We start from the raw sequence: 25209 nt of genomic DNA, 5'->3' as shown, positions 1-25209 counted from the left end.
TTCAGACCTCCAGCATAGCGCTGATCACGTGCGCTGACAGCCTGCCGGCGTACCTTGGCCGACCACATTGTGCTGCTCGTCATAGAGCTTCGCCCATGGCCGGAAACCGATGCTGCCAGCTTGCAATTGATAACGCTGTCCGGCGTTGAATTCCTTGAATGTCAGCTTCAACTGGCAGTCGCGCCACAGAGGCTCGGCGTCGGGGCCAATGTTGGTGGCTTCGACCGGGAATTGGTAGCGCACCTTCAATTCGTGGCTGCCGGGCTGCACTTCGAAATAACGTTTGTCGACCGTGGCCCGGCTATCGACCTGCAGCGCTTGCAGCGCGGTGTCCTGTTGCCGGGCATCGAGATCGATCCAGGCTTGCGAGGGATCAGGGTCGGGCATTCCGAATCCGGCACATCCGGCCAGCGTCAGCAGGCCTCCTGTCAGCAACAACATGCGCATAGCGAAGCTCCAAATGGCGGGATAGTCTTGCGGGCAGACTTTCCAAAGGATTTTTATTTTGAGCAGGCCGCTTCCAAGCCATGGGTTACTTGATCGCGTTTTGCGGATTTTGTTTCCGGGTGTGATGTTTTTGTTGCTCAACGGTTGTTCCAGCGTCAGCTATTACAGCCAGTTGGCGAGCGGCCAATTGCAGTTGCTGCGCGCGCGCGAGCCAGTGGCCAAGGTGATCGCCGACCCGAGCCGCGACGCCAAGCTGCGCACGCACCTGAGCCAGTCACAGAAGGCCCGGGACTTTGCCAGCGAACAGCTGCACCTGCCGGACAACCAGAGCTATCGGCTGTACGCTGACATTGGCCGGCCCTATGTGGTGTGGAACGTGTTCGCCACCCCGGAGTTTTCCCTGAAGCCGCAGAACCATTGCTTCCCGATCGCCGGTTGCGTGGCCTATCGCGGCTACTACAGCCAGAGCGCCGCGCGCGGCGAAGCGGCGATCCAGCGTCTGCAAGGCATGGATGTGTCGATTGGCGGCGTCGAGGCCTATTCGACCCTCGGCTGGTTCAATGACCCGATCCTCAATTCGATGATGGGCTGGGGCGATGAGCGCCTGGCCACGCTGATCTTTCACGAACTGGCGCATCAGCGCTTCTATGTGAAGGACGACACCGAGTTCAACGAGTCCTTTGCCACGTTTGTCGAGCAGGAAGGCACCCGCCAGTGGCGGGCGTTTCGTGGCCTGCCTGCGAATACCGACTCGCGGCTAAAGCAGCGTGATCAGTTCATTGAGCTGGTGCTGGAAACACGCTCACGCCTGGAAAAGCTCTACGCTCAGCCGCTACCGGCCGAGCAGATGCGCGAATGCAAAGCGGCGACGTTCGAGCAATTTCGCCGCGATTACCGGGTCATGCGCGACAGCCAGTGGGCTGGGGACAAGCGTTATGACGCGTGGGTGAATCTGCCGCTGAACAATGCGCGGTTGTTGCCGTTTGGGCTGTATGACCAGTGGGTACCGGCGTTTGCGACGTTGTTCAGGCAGGTTGGCGGGGATTGGGTGCGGTTTTATGTTGAGGTCGAGAAGCTAGGCGGGTTACCTGTCGCGGAGCGTAAAGCGGCCTTGAAAACTTTGGCCGGATCTTGAACTGATGTCGGCTGATCCGGCCTCATCGCTGGCAAGCCAGCTCCCACATGGATTCAGGTGAACCTTCGCACACTGCTCACCTGTGGGAGCTGGCTTGCCAGCGATGGCGCTATGATCAACGCCGCAAAAACGCCTGATGCAACTCCGCCAGCGTTTCAAAGTGATAAGCCGGCGCCTCGGCACTCAACTCTTCAAAACTGCCAAACCCATACCCCACCGCCGCCGCGTCCACGCCGTTGCTGCGCGCGCCGATCAGATCATGCTTGCGATCGCCGATCATCAGCGTGTTGCGCGGATCCAGCCCTTCCTCAGCGATCAGATGCGCAATCAGCTCGACCTTGTTGGTCCGCGTGCCATCCAGCTCACTGCCGTAGATCACCTTGAAGTGTTTGGCGAAGTCGAAGTGCCGGGCGATTTCCCGGGCGAACTCCCACGGTTTGGACGTCGCGATATACAGCTGTCGCCCTTGGCCGCTCAGGGTTTCCAGCAGCGGCGTGACGCCCTCGAACACACGGTTCTCGTACAGGCCGGTGACCTTGAAGCGCTCGCGATAGAAATTCACCGCCTCCCAGGCCTTGGCCTCGTCGAAGCCATAGAACTGCATGAACGCCTGCAACAGCGGCGGGCCGATGAAGTGTTCGAGTTTGCTCAGGTCCGGCTCGTCGATGCCGAGTTTGCTCAAAGCGAACTGGATGGATCGGGTGATGCCCTCTCGCGGGTCGGTCAGGGTGCCATCGAGGTCGAACAGTACGGTCTGGTAATGCATGAGAAATCCTGAGCAGGTGTAGGTCGATTCAGAGCTGGTCGTAGCCTTCGGCCAGATGCAGGTCCTTGAGCTTCACGTAGTTCGCCGCGCTGTAGGTGAAGAAGGCGCGTTCCTTGTCGGTCAGCGGACGGACCTGTTTCACCGGGCTGCCCACGTACAGGAAACCACTTTCCAGGCGCTTGCCCGGTGGTACCAGGCTGCCGGCGCCGATGATCACGTCATCCTCGACCTGCGCGCCGTCCATGACAATGCTGCCCATGCCGATCAATACGCGGCTGCCAACGCTGCAGCCATGCAGCATGACCTTGTGGGCGATGGTCACGTCATCGCCGATCAGCAGCGGAAAACCGTCCGGGTTGAATGGCCCGGCGTGGGTGATGTGCAACACGCAACCGTCCTGCACGCTGGTGCGCGCACCGATGCGGATGCGGTGCATGTCGCCACGGATCACGGTCAGCGGCCACACGGAGCTGTCTTCGCCGATTTCGACGTCGCCGATCACCACCGCGGAGGCGTCGACAAACGCGCCTTTACCGAGCTGCGGGGTGTGACTCTGGTACTTGCGAACGGACACGATAATTTCTCTCTCTGTCGCCGATAGCTGCGGTGAGTGCCGATTGTAATTAAGATGGGCGCATGTTTCTCCCAGCCAAGGTGCCAACCGTGAGCGTGAACAACCCTCTTCTGCAGTCCTACGACCTGCCGCCGTTCTCCACGATCCGTGCCGAACACGTGCTGCCAGCCATTGAAACGATCCTGGCCGACAACCGCGCCGCCATCGCCGAAATCCTCAAGACTCAAGTCGAGAACCCGACCTGGGCCGGCCTGGTATTGGCAATGGACGAACTCAACGATCGCCTCGGCGCTGCCTGGAGCCCGGTCAGCCACCTCAACGCCGTGTGCAACAGCGCTGAACTGCGCGAGGCCTACGAGTCGTGCCTGCCGGCCCTGAGCGCCTACTCCACCGAGATGGGGCAGAACCGCGAGCTGTTCCAGGCTTATGAAGCGCTGGCCAACAGCCCGGAAGCCGCCAATTTCGACGTGGCGCAAAAAACCATTCTGGAACACGCCCTGCGCGATTTCCGTTTGTCGGGTATCGACCTGCCGGAAGCCGAACAGAAGCGTTACGCTGAAGTGCAGAGCAAACTGTCCGAGCTGGGCAGCCGCTTCTCCAACCAATTGCTCGACGCCACGCAAGCCTGGACCAAGCACATCACCGACGAAGCCGCCCTCGCCGGCCTGACCGACTCGGCCAAGGCGCAAATGGCCGCCGCCGCACAGGCCAAAGGCCTTGATGGCTGGCTGATCACCCTGGAATTCCCGAGCTACTACGCGGTGATGACCTACGCCCAGGACCGCACGTTGCGCGAAGAAGTCTACGCCGCCTACTGCACCCGTGCGTCGGATCAAGGCCCGAACGCCGGGCAGAACGACAACGGCCCGGTAATGGAAGAGATCCTCGACCTGCGTCAGGAACTGGCAAAACTCTTGGGCTTCGCCAGCTTCTCCGAGCTGAGCCTTGCCACGAAGATGGCCGAGTCCAGCGATCAGGTGCTGAGCTTCCTGCGCGACCTGGCCAAGCGCAGCAAACCGTTTGCCGCGCAGGATCTGCAGCAGCTGCGCGCCTTCGCCGCCGAACAGGGCTGCGCCGATCTGCAGAGCTGGGACAGCGGTTTCTACGGGGAAAAACTCCGCGAGCAGCGCTACAGCGTCGCTCAGGAAACCCTGCGCGCCTACTTCCCGATCGACAAAGTCCTCGGCGGCCTGTTCGCCATCGTTCAGCGTCTGTACGGCATCGAGATCGCCGAGCTGAAAGGCTTCGACACCTGGCACCCGGATGTTCGCCTGTTCGAAATCAAGGAAAACGGCCAGCACGTCGGGCGCTTCTTCTTCGACCTCTACGCCCGCGCCAACAAGCGTGGCGGCGCGTGGATGGACGGCGCCCGCGACCGTCGCCGCACCGTCGACGGCGTGCTGCAAAGCCCGGTGGCCAACCTGGTGTGCAACTTCACCCCGGCCGACAGCGGCAAGCCTGCGCTGCTGACCCACGATGAAGTGACCACCCTGTTCCACGAATTCGGCCACGGCCTGCATCACCTGCTGACCCGAGTTGATCACGCCGGTGTTTCCGGGATCAACGGCGTGGCGTGGGATGCGGTCGAGCTGCCGAGCCAGTTCATGGAAAACTGGTGCTGGGAACCGGAAGGCCTGGCGCTGATTTCCGGTCACTACGAAACCGGCGAGCCGCTGCCGCAAGACCTGCTGGAGAAAATGCTCGCAGCGAAGAACTTCCAGTCCGGCCTGATGATGGTGCGGCAGCTGGAATTCTCGCTGTTCGACTTCGAACTGCACGCTACCCATGGTGACGGCCGCAGCGTGGCGCAAGTGCTGGAAGGCGTGCGCGACGAGGTGTCGGTGATGCGTCCACCGGCGTACAACCGCTTCCCCAACAGCTTCGCGCACATCTTCGCCGGCGGTTACGCGGCGGGCTATTACAGCTACAAGTGGGCGGAAGTGCTGTCGGCGGATGCCTTCTCCAAATTCGAAGAGGATGGCGTGCTCAACGCCGACACCGGTCGCGCCTTCCGCGAAGCGATTCTGGCGCGTGGCGGCTCGCAGGCCCCGATGGTGCTGTTCGTCGACTTCCGTGGCCGAGAGCCATCGATTGACGCACTCTTGCGCCATAGCGGCCTGAGTGAGGACGCAGCAGCATGAGTGAGGCACCTGTGATTACCAAGAAGCGCTTTATCGCCGGGGCTGTCTGCCCGGCGTGCAGCGAGCCGGACAAACTGATGATGTGGAACGAGGATAGCGTGCCGCACCGCGAGTGCGTGGCCTGCGGTTACTCGGATACGCTGAACGAGCAAGGGCTGTCGGTTCCCAAGGAACTGGGCACGCGGGTCAATACCAGCGCGCTCAAGCCGGCGCCGGACAAGACTGTCCAGGCCGTGCAGTTCTTTCCGAATCCGAAGCTGAAGAAAAAGTCCGAAGACTGAGCCGGCAAATAACCCTCCACGGTGCAATGCCGTGGAGGGTGCGGCTTACTTGAGGTTGACTGACTGGAACCAGCTCTTCATCGAGCAAGTGGCAAAGGCACTGGTGCTGCAGTCGCCGTTGGCCAGCGCGGTACGCAGTTTGTCGACATCGGCCTGCATCACGTAGCGCACGCCATCCTTGAAATGGCCGCTTTCACCAAAACCGCCCTGCGTCATTTCATTCAGCGCGTCTTCCTTGCTCCAGCCCTGCACCACGATTCGGTACATCGCCGCCATCAGGCCGGTGCGGTCTGAACCGTGTTTGCAGTGCATCAGCACCGGGCCGTTGGCTTCGGCAGCCTGAATCGCGCGCAGCGTCTTGAGCACATCGGCGTCATCGACGTGGTTGGTGCGATAAGGCAGTTGCACTTGATTGATGCCCGGCTCGGACAGCCAGCTGCTGTCGGCTTCCGGCAGGAAGGTGATCACCGTCGCCACTTTGAGATTTTTCAGCAACGGCACCGCGCCGCCATCCGGCAAGGCACTGCGGTACAGCGTTGGCGACATCTGGAACAGGTTGTACTGCACTTCCACCGGTTGCGCCCACTCCGGCGGGCGCGATGTGACAGCGGCATCAGCCTGGGCCGGCATCAAGTGCAGCAGAGCGACAAGCGACAAACACAAAACAGGAAAAAGACGCACTCGAGACATGCTGGGCTGACCGTAATCGGAATTCATCAATGAAAGGCCTCGCAGCTTCCACGTCTGACGGTCAAAGCCCTGTGAGGCTCTTGTCAAAGAATTGTGAATCCGGGCGATTTCATTCAGCGCCGGGTAAAAAACCGAGGCTTTTTCCCACTGAATCGGTTCATCCCGATGATTAGCCTGCTACCATTTGTCACACGATGTTGCAGGCGTCCCCCTTTTCCCGGTCAAACGGGCCGCGCGCTGCGACGAAAAACTGCTCAAGCCGTTCGCAGAAACGGACAACCATCAATGCCTGATGAGGTGCACCCCATGTCTGATGCAGATCGAGACAACCCGCGGCGTGAGTTTTTGCGCAAATCCCTGACCCTGATTCCCGTGGTTACCCTCGCCGGAGCCGGCTTGGGCAGCAGCGTGTTGCAAGCTGCCCCTGAAGCCACCTCGAAGACGCCCGCAGCAACACCGGCCCAGGCTGACGCCAGCGCTTATCAGCCGAGCTATTTCACCGCCGAGGAATGGGCCTTCATCAACGCCGCCGTGGCGCAATTGATCCCCAATGACGAGCAAGGCCCGGGTGCCCTGGAAGCCGGTGTGCCGGAATACATCGACCGCCAGATGAACACCCCGTACGCCGCGGGTGCCCTGTGGTACATGCAGGGTCCGTTCAACGCCGACGCTGCGCCGGAGATGGGCTGGCAGAGCAAACTGGTGCCCAAAGAGATCTATCGCCTGGGCATCGCTGCCACGGATCAGTGGGCAAAATCCCTCAACGGTAAAACATTTGCCGAGCAAGACAGCGCTACCCGAGACGATTTGCTCAAGCAACTCGAAGCGGGAAAACCGCAGTTCGATGCGGTTCCAGCGAAGATTTTCTTCAGCCTGCTGCTGCAAAACACCAAGGAAGGGTTCTTCTGCGACCCGATCCACGGCGGCAATAAAGGCATGGTCGGCTGGACCATGATCGGCTTCCCCGGCGCCCGCGCCGATTTCATGGATTGGGTGGAACGCAACGAGCAGTACCCCTTCCCGGCAGTTTCGATTCGCGGCGAGAGGGCTTGAGCATGGCAACCGTAATGAAGAAGGTCGACGCGGTGATCGTCGGTTTTGGCTGGACTGGCGCGATCATGGCCAAGGAGCTGACCGAAGCCGGGCTCAACGTGCTGGCGCTGGAGCGCGGGCCGATGCAGGACACCTACCCTGACGGCAACTATCCGCAGGTGATCGACGAACTCACCTACAGCGTGCGCAAAAAACTCTTTCAGGACATCTCGAAAGAAACCGTCACCATCCGCCACAGCGTCAACGACATTGCCCTGCCGAACCGCCAGTTGGGTGCATTCCTGCCGGGTAATGGCGTCGGCGGCGCCGGTTTGCACTGGTCGGGCGTGCATTTTCGCGTCGATCCGATCGAACTGCGTATGCGCAGCCATTACGAAGAACGCTACGGCAAACGCTTCATCCCCAAGGACATGACCATTCAGGACTTCGGCGTCAGCTATGAAGAGCTGGAACCGTTTTTCGATTTCGCCGAGAAAGTCTTCGGCACCTCGGGCCAGGCCTGGACCGTGAAAGGTCAACTGGTCGGACAGGGCAAGGGCGGCAACCCTTACGCACCGGATCGCTCCAATCCGTTCCCGCTGGAAGCGCAGAAGAACACCGTTTCCGCACAACTGTTCGGCAAAGCGGCGGCAGAGGTCGGTTACAAACCCTACAACCTGCCGTCGGCGAATACTTCAGGCCCGTACACCAACCCTTACGGCGCACAGATGGGCCCGTGCAATTTCTGCGGATTCTGCAGCGGTTACGTGTGCTACATGTATTCCAAGGCGTCGCCGAACGTGAACATTCTGCCAGCGCTCAAGCCGCTGCCGAATTTCGAATTGCGGCCCAACTCGCATGTGCTGCGGGTCAATCTCGACAGCACCAAGTCCAAGGCCACCGGCGTGACTTACATCGATGGCCAGGGCCGCGAGATCGAGCAGCCGGCGGATCTGGTGATCCTCGGCGCTTTCCAGCTGCACAACGTGCGCCTGATGCTGCTCTCGGGCATCGGCAAACCGTACGACCCGATCAGCGGCGAAGGCGTGGTCGGACGTAACTTCGCCTACCAGAACATGGCGACCATCAAGGCGTTCTTCGACAAGGACACCCACACCAACAACTTCATCGGGGCGGGCGGCAACGGTGTGGCGCTGGATGACTTCAACGCCGACAACTTCGACCACGGCCCGCACGGCTTCGTCGGTGGCTCGCCAATGTGGGTCAACCAGGCCGGCAGCCGGCCGATTGCCGGCACCTCGAACCCGCCCGGCACGCCGGCCTGGGGTAGCCAGTGGAAACGCGCGACCGCCGATTACTACACCCACCAGGTATCGATGGACGCCCACGGCGCGCACCAGTCCTACAGAGGCAACTACCTCGATCTGGATCCGGTGTACCGCGATGCCTACGGTTTGCCGCTGCTGCGGATGACCTTCGACTGGCAGGAAAACGACATCAAGATGAACCGCTTCATGGTCGAGAAAATGGGCAAGGTCGCCCAAGCCATGGGCCCGAAAGCCATTGCGGTGATCGGCAAGCAGGTCGGTGATCATTTCAACACTGCGGCCTACCAGACCACCCACCTCAACGGTGGCGCAATCATGGGCACCGATCCGAAAAAGAGCGCCCTGAACCGTTACCTGCAGAGCTGGGACGTGCACAACGTGTTTGTGCCAGGCGCGTCGGCGTTCCCGCAAGGACTGGGTTACAACCCGACCGGATTGGTGGCGGCGTTGACCTACTGGTCGGCCAAGGCGATCCGCGAGCAGTACCTGAAAAACCCCGGCCCGCTGGTTCAGGCTTAAGGAGCGATGACCATGAACAATCTCGTTATCGCCACCCTGGCCCTGCTCGGCAGTGCTGCCGTGCACGCCGCCGACGTCGATCAGGCGTTGATCAAACAAGGCGAATACCTCGCCCGCGCCGGTGACTGCGTGGCCTGCCACACCGCCAAGGGCGGCAAACCGTTCGCCGGCGGCCTGCCGATGGAAACGCCGATCGGCACGATCTACTCGACCAACATCACCCCGGACAAAACCGGCGTCGGTGATTACAGCTTCGAGGACTTCGACCAAGCGGTGCGCCACGGCGTCGCCAAAAACGGTAGTACGTTGTACCCGGCGATGCCGTATCCGTCCTACGCCCGGGTCAGCGAAACCGACATGCAGGCGCTGTACGCCTACTTCATGCACGGCGTTGAACCGGTGGCGCAGGAGAACAAGGCCAGCGACATCCCATGGCCGCTGAGCATGCGCTGGCCGCTGATGGGCTGGCGCTGGCTGTTTGCGCCGAAAGTCGAGGACTACAAGGCCACTTCGGACGACCCGGTGATCGACCGCGGCGCCTATCTGGTCGAAGGCCTCGGCCATTGCGGCGCCTGCCATACGCCACGGGCCCTGACCATGCAGGAGAAATCCCTGAGCGCGGCAGATGGCAAGAGCTTCCTCGCCGGCAGCGCACCGCTGGAAGGCTGGATCGCCAAAAGTCTGCGCGGTGATCACAAGGATGGCCTGGGCAGCTGGAGCGAAGCGCAGCTGGTGCAGTTCCTCAAGACCGGACGCAGCGACCGCAGCGCAGTGTTCGGCGGCATGAGCGATGTGGTGACTCACAGCATGCAATACATGACCGACGCCGACCTCACTGCGATTGCCCGCTACCTCAAGTCACTGCCGGCAGTTGATCCGAACGATCAGCCGCACCAGTACGACGAGAAAGCCGCCAAAGCCCTGTGGAACGGCGACGACAGTCAACGCGGCGCAGCGGTGTACATCGACAACTGCGCGGCCTGCCACCGTACCGACGGCCACGGCTACACCCGGGTGTTCCCGGCGCTGGCGGGCAATCCGGTGCTGCAATCGGAAGACCCGACCTCGCTGATCCATATCGTGCTCAAGGGCGGCACCCTGCCGGCCACCCACACCGCGCCATCGACCTTCACCATGCCGGGCTTCGCCTGGCGCTTGTCGGATCAGGAAGTGGCGGACGTGGTGAGTTTTATCCGTGGCAGTTGGGGCAACAAAGGCGCCCCGGTGAGCGCAGACGAGGTCCGTCATCTACGCACCAGCGACATGACCACCACCTCGGCTGATGATCTTGGTCAGGTAACCCGCAGCAACTAAAAAAAGCCCTGCCCGTATTTAATACGGGCAGGGCTTTTTGTTCAGATCACAACTAAGCTGACGCCTGACCAGATTATGGATTCATGATACTGACATAAGCCTTGGCCAGCGCCAGCAACTTGGCTTTATCATCTGCATCAATATCACCATCCCCATCGACATCTTTTTCATTACTGACATCGAACGTTTCGCCACCGTCATAGGACGATGCAATGATGATCCGCGAATCCAGCAGAGAGTCGGTCGGCACGGCGTTTTCTGCGTCCCAGCCAGATTGCTTCTGCGCAAACTGCATGGACACCAGTACTTCATCCGGATCAACCGGAGTCGGACCAAGTTTCTGCAAAAAGATGCCGCGATGGTTAAAGTAAGACACGTTTAATTCCTTTTAAAATATTGAATAACAGAAAGACAACAAGACGAATAATAACGACGTTGCAAGTTGTACTTCCAGTTGAAAGATGTGTCTTCGGTTTGCGATAAATATATATATCAATCCATGAACCACGGACTGGTGTTGGTGCGCCGAATCGCCGAACGGCACTGGCTGTTTCCTCGATCCAGCGATACTGTATGCACATACAGCAATCAGGACACTTGCGATGCACACGCCCTTGCCTCCTCGTGGTCGCGGCACTGCGACCAACCCGCACAACCGCTTCGCGCCGAATCGTTCGGTAGCCGAGGACGACGGCTGGTATCAGGAAGTGCCCGAGACACAGAACACCGAGGTGATGATCGAGACCGCGAAAACCATCATCACCCGCAATACCTCGCCGGACCTGCCCTTCGATCGTTCGATCAATCCCTATCGCGGCTGCGAGCATGGCTGCATCTATTGCTACGCGCGGCCCAGCCACGCTTATTGGGACATGTCGCCGGGACTGGATTTCGAAACCCGGCTGATCGCCAAGACCAACGCCGCCCAGGTGCTGGAAGAACAGCTTGGGAAAAAAGGTTATCAATGCGCGCCGATCAACCTCGGCTCCAATACCGACCCGTACCAACCCATCGAACGTGAACACCGGATCACCCGCCAGACCCTCGAGGTGCTGCTGCGCTACCGGCACCCGGTGACCATCGTCACCAAGGGCTCGCTGATCCTGCGTGACCTCGATCTGCTCACGGAACTGGCGCAACAACGGCTGGTGGCGGTGATGATCAGCCTGACGACGCTGGACGATGAACTCAAACGCATCCTCGAACCCCGTGCCGCGGCACCCAAGGCCCGGTTGCGGGCGATCCGGGTGATGCGCGAAGCGGGCATTCCGGTGGGGGTGTTGTGTTCGCCGATGATTCCGATGATCAACGACAGCGAAATCGAAAGCCTGCTGACCGAGGCGCATGCGGCGGGTGCGCAAAGTGCCGCCTACATGATGCTGCGCCTGCCCCTGGAGGTGGCGCCGCTGTTCGAGGAGTGGCTGCACGCGCACTATCCGCAGCGCGCGGCCCATGTCCTGAGCCTGATCCGCCAGAGCCGTGGCGGCGAGCTCTACGACAGCCGTTTCGGTGCACGGATGCGCGGCGAAGGGCCGTTCGCCGACTTGCTCGCGCAACGCTTTGCCAAAACGATCAAGCGTCTCGACCTCAATCATCGCGAGGGCTATGACCTCGACTGCAGCGCCTTCTGTCCACCGGGTCGCCAGATGTCGTTGATTTAGCGACAATTGGCCCTGTGGTTGAGGGGCTGGACTCCTTCCGCCGTAACCCTCAGTCACGTTTTTTGTGACCTGGAACACACGTTCTAGAGCGCTTGATTCAGTTTCAGTTAAGTTTCGGCGGCTACCTTGTTCATCGAGTGACTGACGGGTCGGGATGGCCCGGATGGTTTAAACAGCCACTGGCTTCATACCGGAATACACGGGAATGACTCCCCGAATCCGCCAAAGAGGATGAATCATGAGTGACAAGGATAAACAGCCGTTGGCTGCGTCGGCGCAAGCCGTCCCTGGGGCGCAATCCGCCGATGCAGCGCTGCGAACGATCGTTGACGGCTTTTTGCATTTTCATCATGAGGTCTTTCCGCAACAGGAAGAACTCTTCAAGAAACTCGCCACGGCGCAATCGCCACGGGCGATGTTCATCACCTGTGCCGACTCGCGCATCGTGCCCGAGTTGATCACTCAGAGCTCGCCGGGCGATCTGTTCGTGACCCGTAACGTGGGCAACGTCGTACCGCCTTATGGCCAGATGAACGGCGGCGTTTCCACCGCCATCGAATACGCGGTACTGGCGCTGGGCGTGCAACACATCATCATTTGCGGCCACTCCGATTGCGGCGCCATGCGCGCAGTGCTCAATCCGGACAGCCTGGAAAAAATGCCGACAGTCAAAGCCTGGTTGCGTCATGCGGAAGTGGCGAAGACCATGGTGCATGACAACTGCAACTGCACCGACGAAAAAGAAAGCATGCCGATCCTCACCGAGGAGAACGTCATCGCCCAACTGCAGCACTTGCGTACCCATCCTTCGGTAGCCTCACGCATGGCGAACGGTCATCTGTTCATCCATGGCTGGGTCTACAACATCGAAACCAGCGAAATCAAAGCTTACGACGCGGATCAGGGACGCTTCCTGCCGCTCGACGGCAGCCATCCGATTCCGGTGGCGACGCCCAAAGCGCGCTTCTAAATCCTCCTAAAAATCTGTGTGGTTTGACGCCGGCCGCTGTTTCAGCGGTGCGGCGAAGCCACGCCTGAAGAAAACTTCGGGAGAGTCACCATGCGTGCTGCTCAATTGAAAGCGGTTCTGCCACGGGAGTTGCTGGCTTCGGTGGTTGTGTTTCTGGTCGCCCTGCCGCTGTGCATGGGTATTGCGATTGCTTCCGGGTTACCACCGGCCAAAGGCCTGATCACCGGGATTATTGGTGGTCTGGTGGTCGGTTGGCTGGCGGGGTCGCCGTTGCAAGTCAGCGGGCCGGCGGCGGGACTGGCGGTGTTGGTGTTCGAGCTGGTGCGCCAGCACGGGATCGAGATGCTCGGGCCGATTCTGCTGCTCGCCGGGTTCCTGCAACTGGTGGCCGGGCGCCTGAAGCTCGGGTGCTGGTTTCGGGTAACGGCGCCCGCGGTGGTGTATGGCATGCTTGCGGGGATCGGTGTGCTGATCGTTCTGTCGCAGGTGCATGTGATGCTGGATGCCAAGCCGCAGCCCTCGGGGCTGGATAACCTCACAGCGTTCCCCGGCGCGGTAGCGCAAGCCTTGCCGTCGTTCGGCTGGCAGGCCGGATTGCTCGGGCTGGCGACTATTGCGGTGATGTGGCTGTGGGAAAAATTCCGTCCGCATTCGCTACGCTTCATTCCCGGTGCGCTGCTCGGCGTTGGCCTGGCCACGGGTGCCAGCCTGCTGCTGGCGTTGCAGGTGAAACGAGTCGAGGTGCCGGCCAATCTGGCCGAAGCCATCGACTGGCTGAAACCGGCGGATTTGCTCAGCCTTGCTGATCCAACCCTGCTGATTGCGGCTTTTGCCGTGGCGTTCATCGCCAGCGCCGAAACCCTGCTGTCTGCAGCAGCAGTAGATCGCATGCACAGCGGTGTGCGCTCGGACTTCGACCGTGAACTCTCAGCGCAAGGCGTCGGCAACATGCTTTGCGGACTGGTCGGTGCGCTGCCAATGACCGGGGTGATCGTGCGCAGTTCGGCCAACGTCCAGGCTGGCGCAACCACCCGCTATTCGACGATCTTCCATGGTTTGTGGCTGCTGGCGTTCGTGCTGTTGTTGTCGAGCGTGCTGCAAAGCATTCCGGTGGCGAGTCTGGCAGGCGTGCTGGTGTACACCGGTTTCAAACTGGTGGATCTCAAGGCCTTTCGCGGGCTGGGCCGTTACGGGCGGATGCCGATGTTCACCTACGCCGCCACGGCGCTGGCGATCATCTTCACCGACCTGCTGACCGGTGTGTTGATCGGTTTCGGTCTGACGATGTTGAAACTGGCGTTCAAGGCTTCGCGCCTGAAGATCAGCCTGATCGACCTGCCGCAGGACGGTGAGATGGAGTTGCGTCTGGTAGGCGCGGCGACCTTTCTCAAGGTACCGGCACTGACTCAAGTGCTGGGCAGCATTCCAGCGGGCACAACGGTGCATGTGCCGCTCAATCACCTGAGCTACATCGACCATTCGTGTCTGGAGTTGCTAGAGGAATGGGGCCGGGCGAATGCGGCGAAGGGGTCGAAGCTGTTGATCGAGTCGCGCGGGTTGAAGCGGCGGTTGGAGGGACGGGTTCGCACAACAACAGGCATCGGCGCTGCCGGTTAAATCTCCGGGGTGAACTCAACCCCTGTAGGAGCTGCCGCAGGCTGCGATCTTTTGCTCTTGATTGTTAGAAACAACATCAAAAGATCGCAGCCTGCGGCAGCTCCTACATTGGATTGTGTGTAACTCAGGCAGCGGGCTGATCCAGCTCCAGGCCAACGCCCAGGCGGCGGCCCATGCACGGCCAGCGCTTCCAGGCGGCACCGGTGTCCGGGCTGCTCAGTTTGTCGCGGTAGGCTTCTACCGATTCCAGCGCAAAACTCTCGTCGTCAAGCATCTCGTCGATGGTGTGATGCACGACTTCATCCAGTTGATTGGCAAATTCCTCACCGAGCAGCTGGTGAGCAATCAGGTTGGCGACCGTCATGTCCAAGGGGATCAGTGGCTGGCCGAGGTGTTTGATGTACAGGTCGTTGACCTCTTCGACAAAGCGGTGCGCCAGATAGGCTTCGTCCAGCAGGCTGTCCAGACCGACCGGCGGCTGGAGGAAGTACTGCTCGGCGATTTTCAGCACCGGTTTGATCTGCGACTCGATTCCCGCTTCCCTGGCAACTTCATTGGCTGCGTCCAGCATGTCTGGTACTTCATCGATATAGGCGCTGACAAAACTCGTCAACGCGTCTTCGCGGTTAGCGTCCGGCAACTGAATGGCCGAATGCAGATGAGGCAACTTGGCTTCCAGCTGACGCTTGAGCCGTCCGGTTTCGTTTTCGGTCTGTCGGGCTTTTTGGATCTGCTCGCGCAATGCGGCGGTGTTCATGAAAACTCCAGGGAACAAGGCAATGAAATAGGGAAGACATAACTTAGCTGGCTTACGAAAAATGCTAAGACGCATTTGTCATAATTATTTCATCCTTGATGCAGCAGCGTTATATCGGTTCGCCACCACTCGTCTGCATCCTTCTCCATTCGTGCCCTTTAGCGCAAGTCCCGGCTGTTTCAGAACATTAACGCCACGACATTGCAATTTCCGACGGCTGTCTATACTCGCCATTGAATGGAGTTAGCTGATGACGCCCGACTGCCCACGCAGCAAGGCCCGGCGATTCAAGTTCGTAGTCTGATGCAGCCGCTCCCTTGCCGAAGGCGTTGCGCCTACGGGATAACAAGAACGATAAGGGGAACCCGCAATGATGCGACATCCACACGTCTGGATGGGCCTCCTGTTGTGGTCGATTTTCAGCCCGGCCCAGGCGGCCTGGACTGTGAATATGGCGCCTGGAGCGACTGAAATCAGTCACGCAGTATTCGACCTGCACATGACCATTTTCTGGATCTGTGTGGTGATCGGGATCATCGTCTTCGGTGCCATGTTCTGGTCGATGATCGTGCATCGCCGCTCGACCGGGCAGGTCGCCGCAAAATTCCACGAAAGCACCACCGTTGAAATTCTCTGGACCGTCGTGCCGCTGCTGATCCTGGTGGCGATGGCCGTTCCGGCGACCGCCACCCTGATCCGCATGTACGACACCAGTGAACCGGATATCGATATCCAGATCACCGGTTATCAGTGGAAGTGGCACTACAAATACCTGGGCCAGGACGTCGAATTCTTCAGCAACCTGGCCACCCCCGCCGAACAGATTCACAACAAGGAAGCCAAGGGCGAGCACTACCTGCTCGAAGTCGACAAGCCGCTGGTGCTGCCGGTCGGCGCCAAGGTGCGCTTCCTCGTGACTTCCGCCGACGTCATCCACTCGTGGTGGGTGCCGGCCTTCGCGGTCAAGCGCGATGCGATCCCCGGGTTCGTCAACGAGGCCTGGACGCGCATCGACAAGCCCGGCCTCTACCGCGGGCAGTGCGCCGAATTGTGCGGCAAGGACCACGGCTTCATGCCGATCGTGGTCGACGTCAAGGAGAAGGCCGACTACGACAAGTGGCTCGCCGAGCGCAAAGCCGAAGCCGCGCAGCTCAAGGAGCTGACCAGCAAGGAATGGACGCTGGACGAACTCAAGGAACGTGGCGACAAGATCTACCACACCACCTGCGTGGCCTGTCACCAGGCCGAAGGCCAGGGCCTGCCGCCGATGTTCCCGGCGCTCAAGGGCTCGAAAATCGCCACCGGGCCGAAAGAAGGCCACTTGAGCATTGTCTTCCACGGCAAACCCGGCACCGCCATGGCCGCATTCGGCAAGCAGTTGTCGGAAGTCGATATCGCAGCGGTCGTGACCTACGAACGTAACGCCTGGGGCAACAACAAAGGCGACATGGTCACACCAAAAGAAGTGCTTGAGCTCAAACAGGCGGAAAGCAAATGAGCCGGTCTACCGCGTACTTCGTCAATCGGTCGGGGCCGCGCGCCCCGGCCCGCCCAGTCCACTCACGTAAAGGAGACCGGCCATGAGCGCTGTCATCGATGACCACGGTCACGCCGACCACGCCCACGGCCCCGCCAAAGGCCTGATGCGCTGGGTGCTGACCACCAACCACAAGGACATCGGCACGCTGTACCTGTGGTTTGCATTCTGCATGTTCCTGCTCGGCGGCACGTTCGCCATGGTGATCCGCGCCGAGCTGTTCCAGCCCGGGTTGCAGATCGTCGAACCGGCGTTCTTCAACCAGATGACCACCATGCACGGCTTGGTGATGGTATTCGGGGCGGTGATGCCGGCGTTCGTCGGCCTCGCCAACTGGATGATCCCGTTGATGATCGGTGCGCCGGACATGGCCCTGCCACGGATGAACAATTTCAGCTTCTGGCTGCTGCCCGCGGCGTTCCTGCTGCTGGTCTCGACCCTGTTCACCGCCGGTGGCGGGCCGAACTTCGGCTGGACGTTCTACGCCCCACTGTCCACCACCTACGCGCCGGAAAGCGTCACCTACTTCATCTTCGCCATCCACTTGATGGGGATCAGTTCGATCATGGGCGCGATCAACGTGATCGCCACCATCCTCAACCTGCGCGCCCCCGGCATGACCCTGATGAAAATGCCGTTGTTCGTCTGGACCTGGCTGATCACCGCGTTCCTGCTGATCGCGGTGATGCCGGTGCTGGCCGGGTGCGTGACGATGATGCTGATGGACATCCACTTCGGCACCAGTTTCTTCAGTGCCGCCGGTGGCGGTGATCCGGTGCTGTTCCAGCACGTGTTCTGGTTCTTCGGGCATCCCGAGGTGTACATCATGATCCTGCCGGCCTTCGGTGCCGTCAGCCAGATCATCCCGACCTTCTCGCGCAAGCCGCTGTTCGGCTACACCTCGATGGTCTACGCCACGGCGAGCATCGCGTTCCTGTCGTTCATCGTCTGGGCGCACCACATGTTCGTGGTCGGCATCCCGCTGGTGGGCGAGCTGTTCTTCATGTACGCGACCATGCTGATCGCCGTCCCGACAGGGGTGAAGGTGTTCAACTGGGCCAGCACCATGTGGCAAGGCTCGCTGACCTTCGAGACGCCGATGCTGTTCGCCGTGGCGTTCGTGATCCTGTTCTCGATCGGCGGTTTCTCCGGGCTGATGCTCGCTATCGCTCCGGCGGACTTCCAGTACCAGGACACCTACTTCGTGGTCGCGCACTTCCACTACGTGCTGGTGCCGGGGGCGATCTTCGGCATCTTCGCCTCGGCCTATTACTGGCTGCCGAAGTGGACCGGGCACATGTACGACGAAACCCTCGGCAAGCTGCATTTCTGGCTGTCATTCGTCGGCATGAACCTGACCTTCTTCCCGATGCACTTCGTGGGACTGGCGGGAATGCCGCGACGGATTCCGGACTACAACCTGCAGTTCGCCGACTTCAACATGGTCTCCTCGATCGGCGCGTTCATGTTCGGCGCCACGCAGATCTTCTTCCTGTTCATCGTGATCAAGACCATTCGTGGCGGCGCACCAGCCCCGGCCAAACCGTGGGACGGCGCCGAGGGCCTGGAGTGGAGCGTGCCGTCGCCGGCGCCGTATCACACCTTTACCACGCCGCCGGAAGTGAAATGAACACCTCCTCTGCTGGCTCATCCCTTGTGGCGAGGGGATTCATCCCCGATGGGCTGCGAAGCAGCCCCAAAACTTGCAATCGAGGTGTATCAAGCACACCGCATATGCGGGCTTTACGACTGCTGCGCAGCCGGTCGGGGATGAATCCCCTCACCACAAAGGTATTGCCAGGCAAAAGTGATCACCGGGAAGGTTGGAACCATGGCTGACTCGATCTCGCTGAAGAAACTGGTCACCCGCCTGCTCGGCGTGGTGGTGGCGATGTTTGTCTTCGGCTTTGCCCTGGTGCCGATCTACGACGTGATGTGCAAGGCCTTCGGCATCAATGGCAAAACTGCCGGGCAGTACGAGGGCGAGCAGGTGGTGGACAGTTCGCGGCAAGTGCGCGTGCAGTTTCTGTCGACCAACAACATCGACATGCCGTGGGAGTTCTACCCCAAACACGATGAGTTGACCGCCAACCCCGGCGCGGTCAACGAGATGATTTTCGTCGCGCGCAATCCCACCGATAAACCGATGAGTGCGCAAGCCGTGCCGAGCATCGCGCCAAGCAATGCGGCAGCGTATTTCCACAAGACCGAATGCTTTTGCTTTACCCAGCAGGTGCTGCAGCCCGGTCAGCAGATCGAGATGCCGGTACGTTTCATCGTTGACCGCGACATGCCCAAGGACGTGAAGCACCTGACGCTGTCCTACACGCTGTTCGATATCACCGCCCGACATCCTCCGGTGGCTGCAAACACTGGCGGTTAAGCGTGCCCGATAAGGAGAACAATAAATGGCAACTCATGAGCACTATTACGTTCCGGCCCAGAGCAAATGGCCGATCGTCGCCACGGTGGGGATGTTCGTCACCGTGTACGGCCTGGCGACCTGGTTCAACGATCTGAAGGCCGCGCGCCCTGAATCCCACGGGCCACTGATCTTTTTCGTCGGCGGACTGTTGCTGGCGTACATGCTGTTCGGCTGGTTCGGCGCGGTGATCAAGGAAAGTCGCGCCGGGCTGTACAGCCCGCAACTCGATCGCTCGTTCCGCTGGGGCATGAGTTGGTTCATCTTTTCCGAGGTGATGTTCTTCATCGCCTTCTTCGGTGCGCTGTTCTACGTGCGGCACATTTCCGGCCCGGCGCTGGGGGGCGAAGGGCCGAAGGGCATCGCCCACATGCTCTGGCCGAACTTCCAGTTCACCTGGCCGCTATTGCACACGCCTGACCCGAAACTGTTCCCGCCGCCCAAAGAAGTCATCAGCCCGTGGGGCCTGCCGCTGATCAACACGATTCTGCTGGTCAGCTCCAGTGTGACCATCACCATCGCCCACCATGCCTTGAAGAAGGGCCATCGCGGCGCGCTGAAAATCTGGCTGGCGATCACCGTGCTGCTGGGCTGCGGCTTCCTTGCCTTGCAGGCCGAGGAATACATGCACGCCTACCACGAACTGGGCCTGACCCTGGGTTCGGGCATCTACGGCGCGACGTTCTTCATGCTCACCGGTTTCCACGGTGCCCACGTGACCATCGGCACGATCATTCTGTTCGTGATGCTGATGCGCATCATGAAGGGCCATTTCGATGCCGAGCATCAGTTCGGCTTCGAGGCGGCGAGCTGGTACTGGCACTTCGTCGATGTGGTGTGGATCGGCTTGTTCATCTTCGTTTATGTGCTTTGAGCACTGATCACCAAGGCGCATGCGACACCAGTTGGCCGCTGTAGAAGCCCCAGGCAATCAAGCCGACGGTGGCAGCGGCCAGGGCCACCCGAACACTCAAGGCGATTACCAGACGATTGGAGCTGCTGTCGTCCTTGACCAGGAAAAACAGGCCGCTGAACAGGCTGATCACCGTGGCAATCAGCAGCACGACAATGGCTGCTTTGAGCATGGGAAGAACTCCGGGGGACAGGCGATGCAGTTGAGTATAGCGATCGCGACGACTGCCTTTATGGCGCAGCCATGAAGCGCTTCCGCCCGGGCGTGATACCGACCGTGGTGGTGGCGCTGTTGCTGCCGTTGCTGGTGTCGCTGGGCTTCTGGCAACTGGGACGGGGCGCGGAGAAAACCGCCCTGCTCGCCAGTTATGCCGAGCGTCGCGCAGCCGAGCCGATGGCCAGCAGCGAATTGCTGCACAGCGCCGACCCGGCCTTTCGCCGCGTTCATCTATATGGTCAGTTCGATAGCGCTCACAGCCTGCTGCTGGACAACCGTCAGCGTAACGGCAAGGTTGGCATCGAGTTGCTGCAACCGTTTCAGGATCGGGCCAGCGGCCAGTGGCTGCTGGTCAATCGCGGCTGGCTGGCTTGGCCGGACCGCCGCGTTACCCCGCAATTCTCAACCCCCGTCGATGCCGTGAGTCTGGACGCCTGGGTGTACGTCGCCCCCGGCGCGACCTTCCAGTTGCACGCCGACCCGGCCAGCAGCACCTGGCCGCAAACCGTCACCGCCGTGGAGCCGGCCAAACTGTGGCAAACCCTCGATCGCGAGGGCTTCGCCTATGAACTGCGCGCCGAACCCGGTCCCGCCAGTTATGAGGCCGACTGGCCGGTCGTGGCCATGGGTCCGGAAAAACACCTCGGTTACGCCGTGCAGTGGTTCGCCATGGCCACCGCCCTGCTCGGTCTCTATGTCTATTTGGGCTTGCACAACGCAAAGGAGAACCACCATGGGAACGGCCATGAATCCACCCAGCATGTCTGAGGCGAAAACCCCGACCACCCGCCGCCGTGGACGGATCCAGCTGTTGCTGATTGTGCTCGGCGTAGTGGGCCCGATGATCCTTGCCACCGGCATGTACAAATTGCAGTTCTGGGTGCCGGAAGGTCGCAGCTATCACGGCGAACTGATCGGCAACGGCCAGACCCGCGCCGACCTCGGCGTGCAGGCCGATGAGCAGCGCTGGCAGATGCTGGTGACCGCGCCGAAAGATTGCGCAGTGGACTGTCAGCAACTGGTGTACCTCGCCCGGCAGATTCAGATCGGTCTCGGTCGCGATGCCGGACGCGCCAGCCATGCCCTCGCCACTGCCCAACCGTTGAGCAGCGACTACGAAGCAAAACTGAGCCGCGAATACCCGCAACTGCAACGCTACCCGCTGGACACCGCAGCGTTGAGCAAAGCCACTGGCGACAAGGCCGTGCCGCAGCTGTGGATCATCGACCCGCACGGCAATCTCGTACTGCGCTACGACCCGAGCGTGAAGGGCAAGGATCTGCTCAACGACCTGCGCCACCTGCTGAAACTGTCGAACATCGGATAAGGGCATCGTCATGGCCAAACCTGGATTTCGCCTCGCGCTGTTTGCCACCCTGCTGGCACTGATCGTCGTGCTGCTCGGCGCCTACACCCGCCTGACCCACGCCGGCCTGGGCTGTCCGGACTGGCCGGGCTGCTACGGCTTTATCAGCGTGCCGAAAAGCGAAGCCCAACTGGCCCATGCCGAACTGCATTACCCCGACTCGCCAGTGGTGGCGCACAAGGGCTGGAACGAGATGATCCACCGCTACTTCGCCGGCACCCTCGGCCTGCTGATTTCGGTATTGGCCGGGCGCGCCTGGGTCAATCGCCGCCATCCGGGACAGCCGCTGAAGCTGCCGCTGTTTCTGCTGGCGGTGGTGTTCGCGCAAGCGGCATTCGGCATGTGGACGGTGACGCTCAAGCTCTGGCCGCAAGTGGTTACCGGGCACTTGCTCGGCGGTTTTGCGACCTTGAGCTTGCTGTTTCTGCTGACGTTGAGACTGTCCGGCGTGCTGCCGGCGCTGAGCGTGCCCAAGCGCTTGCAGTATTGGGCGACGGCGGGGCTGTTGCTGGTGATCGGCCAGATTGCCCTCGGCGGCTGGGTCAGCTCCAACTACGCGGCAGTGGCCTGCATCGATTTCCCGACCTGCCACGGTCAATGGCTGCCGCCGGCGGACTTTGCCAACGGCTTTCACCTGACCCAGCACATCGGCCCGAACTACCTCGGCGGGCAACTCGACAGCGATGCGCGCACGGCGATTCACCTGACTCACCGTATCGGTGCCCTGCTGGTGACCTTGGTGCTGCTCGGTCTGGCCTGGCAACTGAGAGCCGTCGGCATGACCCGGCTCGCCGGGCTGGTGCTGATCGCCCTCGGTGCACAGATCACCCTTGGCATCAGCAACGTGCTGTTCCATCTGCCACTGCCGGTGGCCGTGGCGCACAACGCCGGTGGCGCCGCGCTGCTGCTGACCATGGTGCTGGTCAATTACCACGCGCGCACCAGTCTGGTTCGGGTCAAACAGCCGATGTTGGCGCGCTGGCGTCTGAGCCCGCGTAAACATTCGGCCGCGCCCATCACGATAAAAGGAGAAACGCCATGGCGCTTCTGATCGGCGAACGTCCCGCGCAAGCGCTGTGGCGTGACTATCTGGAGCTGACCAAGCCAAAAGTGGTGGTGCTGATGCTGATCACCTCGCTGGTCGGCATGTTCCTCGCGACCCGCGCCGGGGTGCCATGGACGGTGTTGGTGTTCGGCAACCTGGGGATCGCGCTGTGTGCCGGCGGCGCGGCGGCGGTCAACCATGTGGTGGACCGGCGCATCGACGCGGTGATGGCGCGCACGCACAAACGACCGTTGGCCGAGGGCCGGGTTTCACCGGCGGCGGCGCTGACCTTTGCGCTGGTGCTGGCGCTGCTCGGGCAGGCGATGCTGCTGACGTTCACCAATCCGCTGACGGCATGGCTGACACTGGCTTCGCTGCTGGGTTACGCGGTGATCTACACCGGTTTTCTCAAACGCGCGACGCCTCAGAACATCGTCATCGGCGGCCTCGCCGGCGCCGCCCCACCGCTGCTCGGCTGGACTGCCGCTACCGGCCATGTCAGCGCCGAACCGTTGCTGCTGGTGCTGATCATCTTCGCCTGGACGCCGCCGCACTTCTGGGCGCTGGCAATCCATCGCAAGGAGGAATACGCCAAGGCCGACATTCCGATGCTGCCGGTGACCCACGGCGAGCACTACACGAAGGTGCATATTCTGCTGTACACCTTCGCCCTGCTCGCGGTGAGCCTGCTGCCATACGTGATCCACATGAGCGGCGTGCTCTACCTGATCTGCGCCCTCGCCCTCGGCGCAAGGTTTCTGCAATGGGCCGTGGTGCTGTACCGTGGCACTCGGCCGCACGCGGCGATCAACACCTTCAAGTACTCTATTTATTACTTGTTCCTGTTGTTCATCGCCCTGCTCGTAGACCACTACTTACTGTTGAACCTATGACTCGAACCCAGAAAACCGTCTTCATCCTCGTCGCCGTGATCGCGCTGATCCTGGGACTGACCGTCAACAAAGTGCTGAGCGGCAAGGGCCAGGGCGACCCCACCGCACTGATCGACGCCGGCATCATCCTGCTGCCGCAGAGCCGCACCCTGCCGGGCGTGACCATGACCAATCAGGACGGCCAACCGGTCGCCATCGACGAGTTGAAAGGCAAATGGAGCCTGCTGTTCTTCGGCTACACCTTCTGCCCCGACATCTGCCCGACCACCCTCGCCCAACTGCGCCAGATCAAGAGCGAATTGCCCAAGGATGTTGTGGATAAATTGCAGATCGTGCTAGTCAGCGTCGACCCGAACCGCGACAACCCGCAGCAGCTGAAGCAGTACCTGGGCTACTTCGATCCGCAGTTTGTGGGACTGACGCCGAAGTCGATCGAAGAGCTGCAGAAAGTCGCGAATGCGGTGAGTATTCCGTTCATTCCGGCCGACACCAGCAAGCCGAATTACACGGTGGATCACAGCGGCAATCTCGCGGTGATCGGCCCGGACGGCACGCAACGCGGGTTCATCCGGGCGCCGCTGAACAACGCCAAACTGGTGGCGCAGCTGCCAGTAATGCTCAACCGCAAATAATGCAGTACCTGCAGGGGTAAACATTTCTCTGTAGGAGCTGCCGAAGGCTGCGATCTTTTGCTCTGATCTTCAACAGCAAGATCAAAAGATCGCAGCCTCGTTCCACTCGACAGCTCCTACAGGGGAATTTGCCCCATAAAAAAGGCGATCCCGAGGGATCGCCTTTTTATTGCGCCTGTCCGGTCCTGTATCAGAACGCCGGCAATACCGCGCCTTTGTACTTCTCGGTGATGAATTTCTTCACTTCCGGGCTGTGCAGCGCAGCGGCCAGTTTCTGCATCGCGTCGCTGTCCTTGTTGTCCGCACGGGACACCAGGATGTTCACGTACGGCGAGTCGTTGCCTTCGATCACCAGCGCATCCTTGGACGGATCGAGCTTGGCTTCCAGCGCGTAGTTGGTGTTGATCAGCGCCAGATCGACCTGGGTCAGCACGCGCGGGATGGTCGCGGCTTCCAGTTCACGGATTTTCAGGTCTTTCGGGTTCTGCGCGATGTCTTTCGGGGTCGACAGAATGTTGGTCGGATCCTTCAGGGTGATCAGGCCAGCCTTGGCCAGCAGCAACAGCGCGCGGCCGCCGTTGGTGGCGTCGTTCGGAATCACCACGTTGGCGCCGCTTGGCAGGTCCTTCAGATCCTTGATCTTGTTCGAGTACGCGCCCAGCGGCTCCAGGTGCACGCCGGTCACCGCCACCAGGCTGGTGCCCTTGGCCTTGTTGAACTCATCGAGGTACGGCTGGTGCTGGAAGAAGTTGGCGTCCAGGCGCTTCTCGGCCACCTGTACGTTCGGCTGAATGTAGTCGGTGAAGACCTTGACCTTCAGATCCACGCCTTCCTTGGCCAGGGCCGGCTTCACGAACTCGAGGATTTCCGCATGCGGCACCGGGGTGGCGGCAACGGTCAGGGTTTCAGCGTGGGCCGAAAAAGCGGCTACGGCAGCGAAAGCAGCGATCAGTTTTTTCATTCAGCTAACTCCTTTTCAAAGCGCCCGTGTG

At 60.8% G+C, this 25209-nt stretch carries 26 protein-coding genes; 18 read left to right on the top strand and 8 right to left on the bottom strand.

The window, feature by feature from the left end:
• Positions 1-24: 24 nt before the first annotated feature.
• Entirely contained in the window at positions 25-447 is a 423-nt protein-coding gene (locus HXW87_RS04540) for a hypothetical protein (protein WP_182403275.1), read from the bottom strand.
• A 58-nt stretch (positions 448-505) separates the two neighbouring features.
• Between HXW87_RS04540 and HXW87_RS04535 the strand changes: the two genes are divergently transcribed.
• Complete coding sequence (locus tag HXW87_RS04535; protein ID WP_239778475.1) at positions 506-1582, top strand: aminopeptidase; 1077 nt, start codon at positions 506-508, stop codon at positions 1580-1582.
• A gap of 115 nt (positions 1583-1697) precedes the next feature.
• On the opposite strand, the gene HXW87_RS04530 is transcribed toward HXW87_RS04535, so the two are convergent.
• Both HXW87_RS04530 and HXW87_RS04525 read right to left on the bottom strand, forming a co-directional pair.
• Positions 1698-2348, bottom strand: a complete 651-nt coding sequence (locus tag HXW87_RS04530) for an HAD family hydrolase (protein WP_121182953.1) — start codon at positions 2346-2348, stop codon at positions 1698-1700.
• 28 nt (positions 2349-2376) lie between these two features.
• A complete protein-coding gene (locus HXW87_RS04525; protein WP_239778474.1) occupies positions 2377-2922 on the bottom strand; it encodes a gamma carbonic anhydrase family protein in 546 nt (181 codons plus the stop codon).
• A gap of 89 nt (positions 2923-3011) precedes the next feature.
• Here HXW87_RS04525 and prlC point away from each other — a divergent pair, with 89 nt between their 5' ends.
• Both prlC and HXW87_RS04515 read left to right on the top strand, forming a co-directional pair.
• Complete coding sequence (prlC, locus tag HXW87_RS04520) at positions 3012-5063, top strand: oligopeptidase A (protein WP_239778473.1); 2052 nt, start codon at positions 3012-3014, stop codon at positions 5061-5063.
• Entirely contained in the window at positions 5060-5344 is a 285-nt protein-coding gene (locus HXW87_RS04515; RefSeq protein ID WP_007962808.1) for a YheV family putative zinc ribbon protein, read from the top strand. The genes prlC and HXW87_RS04515 overlap by 4 nt, the downstream gene beginning before the upstream one ends.
• Positions 5345-5389: 45 nt before the next feature.
• On the opposite strand, the gene HXW87_RS04510 is transcribed toward HXW87_RS04515, so the two are convergent.
• Positions 5390-6034 carry a tyrosine-protein phosphatase gene (locus HXW87_RS04510; protein WP_239778472.1) on the bottom strand — a complete coding sequence of 215 codons (645 nt, stop codon included), beginning with the start codon at positions 6032-6034 and terminating at the stop codon, positions 5390-5392.
• 306 nt (positions 6035-6340) lie between these two features.
• Here HXW87_RS04510 and HXW87_RS04505 point away from each other — a divergent pair, with 306 nt between their 5' ends.
• Genes HXW87_RS04505 through HXW87_RS04495 form a run of 3 tightly spaced genes read left to right on the top strand, consistent with a single transcriptional unit; the run spans position 6341 to position 10188 of the window.
• Positions 6341-7087 carry a gluconate 2-dehydrogenase subunit 3 family protein gene (locus HXW87_RS04505; protein ID WP_239778471.1) on the top strand — a complete coding sequence of 249 codons (747 nt, stop codon included), beginning with the start codon at positions 6341-6343 and terminating at the stop codon, positions 7085-7087.
• Positions 7088-7089: 2 nt separating this feature from the next.
• The gene (locus tag HXW87_RS04500; RefSeq protein ID WP_121182947.1) at positions 7090-8874 is read left to right on the top strand and encodes a GMC family oxidoreductase; all 1785 of its coding nucleotides are present in this window, start codon (positions 7090-7092) and stop codon (positions 8872-8874) included.
• 12 nt (positions 8875-8886) lie between these two features.
• The gene (locus HXW87_RS04495; protein WP_047297477.1) at positions 8887-10188 is read left to right on the top strand and encodes a cytochrome c; all 1302 of its coding nucleotides are present in this window, start codon (positions 8887-8889) and stop codon (positions 10186-10188) included.
• 73 nt (positions 10189-10261) lie between these two features.
• Here HXW87_RS04495 and HXW87_RS04490 read toward each other — a convergent pair whose 3' ends face one another.
• The gene (locus HXW87_RS04490; protein ID WP_095667896.1) at positions 10262-10564 is read right to left on the bottom strand and encodes a hypothetical protein; all 303 of its coding nucleotides are present in this window, start codon (positions 10562-10564) and stop codon (positions 10262-10264) included.
• Between the two features lie 226 nt (positions 10565-10790).
• Here HXW87_RS04490 and HXW87_RS04485 point away from each other — a divergent pair, with 226 nt between their 5' ends.
• The 3 genes from HXW87_RS04485 (at position 10791) to HXW87_RS04475 (ending at position 14436) form a co-directional block, all read left to right on the top strand.
• Positions 10791-11849: a PA0069 family radical SAM protein gene (locus tag HXW87_RS04485; RefSeq protein WP_047297475.1), complete on the top strand. Its 1059-nt coding sequence runs from the start codon at positions 10791-10793 to the stop codon at positions 11847-11849.
• A 238-nt stretch (positions 11850-12087) separates the two neighbouring features.
• The gene (locus HXW87_RS04480) at positions 12088-12819 is read left to right on the top strand and encodes a carbonic anhydrase (protein WP_047297474.1); all 732 of its coding nucleotides are present in this window, start codon (positions 12088-12090) and stop codon (positions 12817-12819) included.
• A gap of 90 nt (positions 12820-12909) precedes the next feature.
• Positions 12910-14436 (top strand): SulP family inorganic anion transporter, encoded by a 1527-nt coding sequence (locus HXW87_RS04475; RefSeq protein ID WP_095667898.1) that lies wholly within the window; start codon positions 12910-12912, stop codon positions 14434-14436.
• A 124-nt stretch (positions 14437-14560) separates the two neighbouring features.
• On the opposite strand, the gene HXW87_RS04470 is transcribed toward HXW87_RS04475, so the two are convergent.
• Positions 14561-15193, bottom strand: coding sequence for a hypothetical protein (locus tag HXW87_RS04470; protein WP_239778470.1), 633 nt, complete (start codon positions 15191-15193; stop codon positions 14561-14563).
• Positions 15194-15563: 370 nt separating this feature from the next.
• Between HXW87_RS04470 and coxB the strand changes: the two genes are divergently transcribed.
• The 4 genes from coxB to HXW87_RS04450 all read left to right on the top strand — a co-directional run bounded on the left by coxB (position 15564) and on the right by HXW87_RS04450 (position 20026).
• Complete coding sequence (gene coxB / locus HXW87_RS04465) at positions 15564-16691, top strand: cytochrome c oxidase subunit II (protein ID WP_047297471.1); 1128 nt, start codon at positions 15564-15566, stop codon at positions 16689-16691.
• 82 nt (positions 16692-16773) lie between these two features.
• Entirely contained in the window at positions 16774-18360 is a 1587-nt protein-coding gene (ctaD, locus tag HXW87_RS04460) for a cytochrome c oxidase subunit I (RefSeq protein ID WP_041074772.1), read from the top strand.
• Positions 18361-18561: 201 nt separating this feature from the next.
• Entirely contained in the window at positions 18562-19113 is a 552-nt protein-coding gene (locus HXW87_RS04455; RefSeq protein ID WP_041073722.1) for a cytochrome c oxidase assembly protein, read from the top strand.
• Positions 19114-19138: 25 nt separating this feature from the next.
• Positions 19139-20026, top strand: coding sequence for a cytochrome c oxidase subunit 3 (locus HXW87_RS04450; protein ID WP_121182933.1), 888 nt, complete (start codon positions 19139-19141; stop codon positions 20024-20026).
• 7 nt (positions 20027-20033) lie between these two features.
• Here the strand turns inward: HXW87_RS04450 and HXW87_RS04445 are convergent, their stop codons facing one another.
• Positions 20034-20237: a twin transmembrane helix small protein gene (locus HXW87_RS04445; protein WP_041073718.1), complete on the bottom strand. Its 204-nt coding sequence runs from the start codon at positions 20235-20237 to the stop codon at positions 20034-20036.
• A gap of 71 nt (positions 20238-20308) precedes the next feature.
• Between HXW87_RS04445 and HXW87_RS04440 the strand changes: the two genes are divergently transcribed.
• From HXW87_RS04440 to HXW87_RS04420, 5 genes are read left to right on the top strand one after another with little or no spacing between them, the layout of a single operon-like run.
• The gene (locus HXW87_RS04440; protein ID WP_239778469.1) at positions 20309-21049 is read left to right on the top strand and encodes an SURF1 family protein; all 741 of its coding nucleotides are present in this window, start codon (positions 20309-20311) and stop codon (positions 21047-21049) included.
• Complete coding sequence (locus tag HXW87_RS04435) at positions 21015-21608, top strand: hypothetical protein (protein WP_095669263.1); 594 nt, start codon at positions 21015-21017, stop codon at positions 21606-21608. Before HXW87_RS04440 ends, HXW87_RS04435 begins: the two co-directional genes overlap by 35 nt.
• Positions 21609-21618: 10 nt before the next feature.
• Complete coding sequence (locus HXW87_RS04430) at positions 21619-22698, top strand: COX15/CtaA family protein (RefSeq protein ID WP_095667902.1); 1080 nt, start codon at positions 21619-21621, stop codon at positions 22696-22698.
• The gene (cyoE, locus tag HXW87_RS04425) at positions 22686-23585 is read left to right on the top strand and encodes a heme o synthase (protein ID WP_047297465.1); all 900 of its coding nucleotides are present in this window, start codon (positions 22686-22688) and stop codon (positions 23583-23585) included. Before HXW87_RS04430 ends, cyoE begins: the two co-directional genes overlap by 13 nt.
• Positions 23582-24217, top strand: coding sequence for an SCO family protein (locus HXW87_RS04420; RefSeq protein ID WP_239778468.1), 636 nt, complete (start codon positions 23582-23584; stop codon positions 24215-24217). Before cyoE ends, HXW87_RS04420 begins: the two co-directional genes overlap by 4 nt.
• A 190-nt stretch (positions 24218-24407) precedes the next feature.
• Here the strand turns inward: HXW87_RS04420 and HXW87_RS04415 are convergent, their stop codons facing one another.
• Positions 24408-25178 (bottom strand): MetQ/NlpA family ABC transporter substrate-binding protein, encoded by a 771-nt coding sequence (locus HXW87_RS04415; protein WP_047597043.1) that lies wholly within the window; start codon positions 25176-25178, stop codon positions 24408-24410.
• Positions 25179-25209 lie beyond the last annotated feature (31 nt).

The organism is Pseudomonas sp. Y5-11 (assembly GCF_022368695.1).
Lineage (GTDB): Bacteria > Pseudomonadota > Gammaproteobacteria > Pseudomonadales > Pseudomonadaceae > Aquipseudomonas > Aquipseudomonas parakoreensis.
This window is presented reverse-complemented; position numbering and strand designations above follow the sequence as displayed.

What these genes read in the sequence shown, in the direction of transcription:
- HXW87_RS04540 (WP_182403275.1), bottom strand. Translation starts at nt 447, where the DNA reads ATGCGCATGTTGTTGCTGACAGGAGGCCTGCTGACGCTGGCCGGATGT.
- HXW87_RS04530 (WP_121182953.1), bottom strand. Translation starts at nt 2,348, where the DNA reads ATGCATTACCAGACCGTACTGTTCGACCTCGATGGCACCCTGACCGAC.
- HXW87_RS04515 (WP_007962808.1), top strand. Translation starts at nt 5,060, where the DNA reads ATGAGTGAGGCACCTGTGATTACCAAGAAGCGCTTTATCGCCGGGGCT.
- HXW87_RS04510 (WP_239778472.1), bottom strand. Translation starts at nt 6,034, where the DNA reads ATGTCTCGAGTGCGTCTTTTTCCTGTTTTGTGTTTGTCGCTTGTCGCT.
- HXW87_RS04505 (WP_239778471.1), top strand. Translation starts at nt 6,341, where the DNA reads ATGTCTGATGCAGATCGAGACAACCCGCGGCGTGAGTTTTTGCGCAAA.
- HXW87_RS04500 (WP_121182947.1), top strand. Translation starts at nt 7,090, where the DNA reads ATGGCAACCGTAATGAAGAAGGTCGACGCGGTGATCGTCGGTTTTGGC.
- HXW87_RS04495 (WP_047297477.1), top strand. Translation starts at nt 8,887, where the DNA reads ATGAACAATCTCGTTATCGCCACCCTGGCCCTGCTCGGCAGTGCTGCC.
- HXW87_RS04485 (WP_047297475.1), top strand. Translation starts at nt 10,791, where the DNA reads ATGCACACGCCCTTGCCTCCTCGTGGTCGCGGCACTGCGACCAACCCG.
- HXW87_RS04480 (WP_047297474.1), top strand. Translation starts at nt 12,088, where the DNA reads ATGAGTGACAAGGATAAACAGCCGTTGGCTGCGTCGGCGCAAGCCGTC.
- HXW87_RS04475 (WP_095667898.1), top strand. Translation starts at nt 12,910, where the DNA reads ATGCGTGCTGCTCAATTGAAAGCGGTTCTGCCACGGGAGTTGCTGGCT.
- HXW87_RS04470 (WP_239778470.1), bottom strand. Translation starts at nt 15,193, where the DNA reads ATGAACACCGCCGCATTGCGCGAGCAGATCCAAAAAGCCCGACAGACC.
- coxB (WP_047297471.1), top strand. Translation starts at nt 15,564, where the DNA reads ATGATGCGACATCCACACGTCTGGATGGGCCTCCTGTTGTGGTCGATT.
- ctaD (WP_041074772.1), top strand. Translation starts at nt 16,774, where the DNA reads ATGAGCGCTGTCATCGATGACCACGGTCACGCCGACCACGCCCACGGC.
- HXW87_RS04455 (WP_041073722.1), top strand. Translation starts at nt 18,562, where the DNA reads ATGGCTGACTCGATCTCGCTGAAGAAACTGGTCACCCGCCTGCTCGGC.
- HXW87_RS04450 (WP_121182933.1), top strand. Translation starts at nt 19,139, where the DNA reads ATGGCAACTCATGAGCACTATTACGTTCCGGCCCAGAGCAAATGGCCG.
- HXW87_RS04445 (WP_041073718.1), bottom strand. Translation starts at nt 20,237, where the DNA reads ATGCTCAAAGCAGCCATTGTCGTGCTGCTGATTGCCACGGTGATCAGC.
- HXW87_RS04440 (WP_239778469.1), top strand. Translation starts at nt 20,309, where the DNA reads ATGAAGCGCTTCCGCCCGGGCGTGATACCGACCGTGGTGGTGGCGCTG.
- HXW87_RS04435 (WP_095669263.1), top strand. Translation starts at nt 21,015, where the DNA reads ATGGGAACGGCCATGAATCCACCCAGCATGTCTGAGGCGAAAACCCCG.
- HXW87_RS04430 (WP_095667902.1), top strand. Translation starts at nt 21,619, where the DNA reads ATGGCCAAACCTGGATTTCGCCTCGCGCTGTTTGCCACCCTGCTGGCA.
- cyoE (WP_047297465.1), top strand. Translation starts at nt 22,686, where the DNA reads ATGGCGCTTCTGATCGGCGAACGTCCCGCGCAAGCGCTGTGGCGTGAC.
- HXW87_RS04420 (WP_239778468.1), top strand. Translation starts at nt 23,582, where the DNA reads ATGACTCGAACCCAGAAAACCGTCTTCATCCTCGTCGCCGTGATCGCG.
- HXW87_RS04415 (WP_047597043.1), bottom strand. Translation starts at nt 25,178, where the DNA reads ATGAAAAAACTGATCGCTGCTTTCGCTGCCGTAGCCGCTTTTTCGGCC.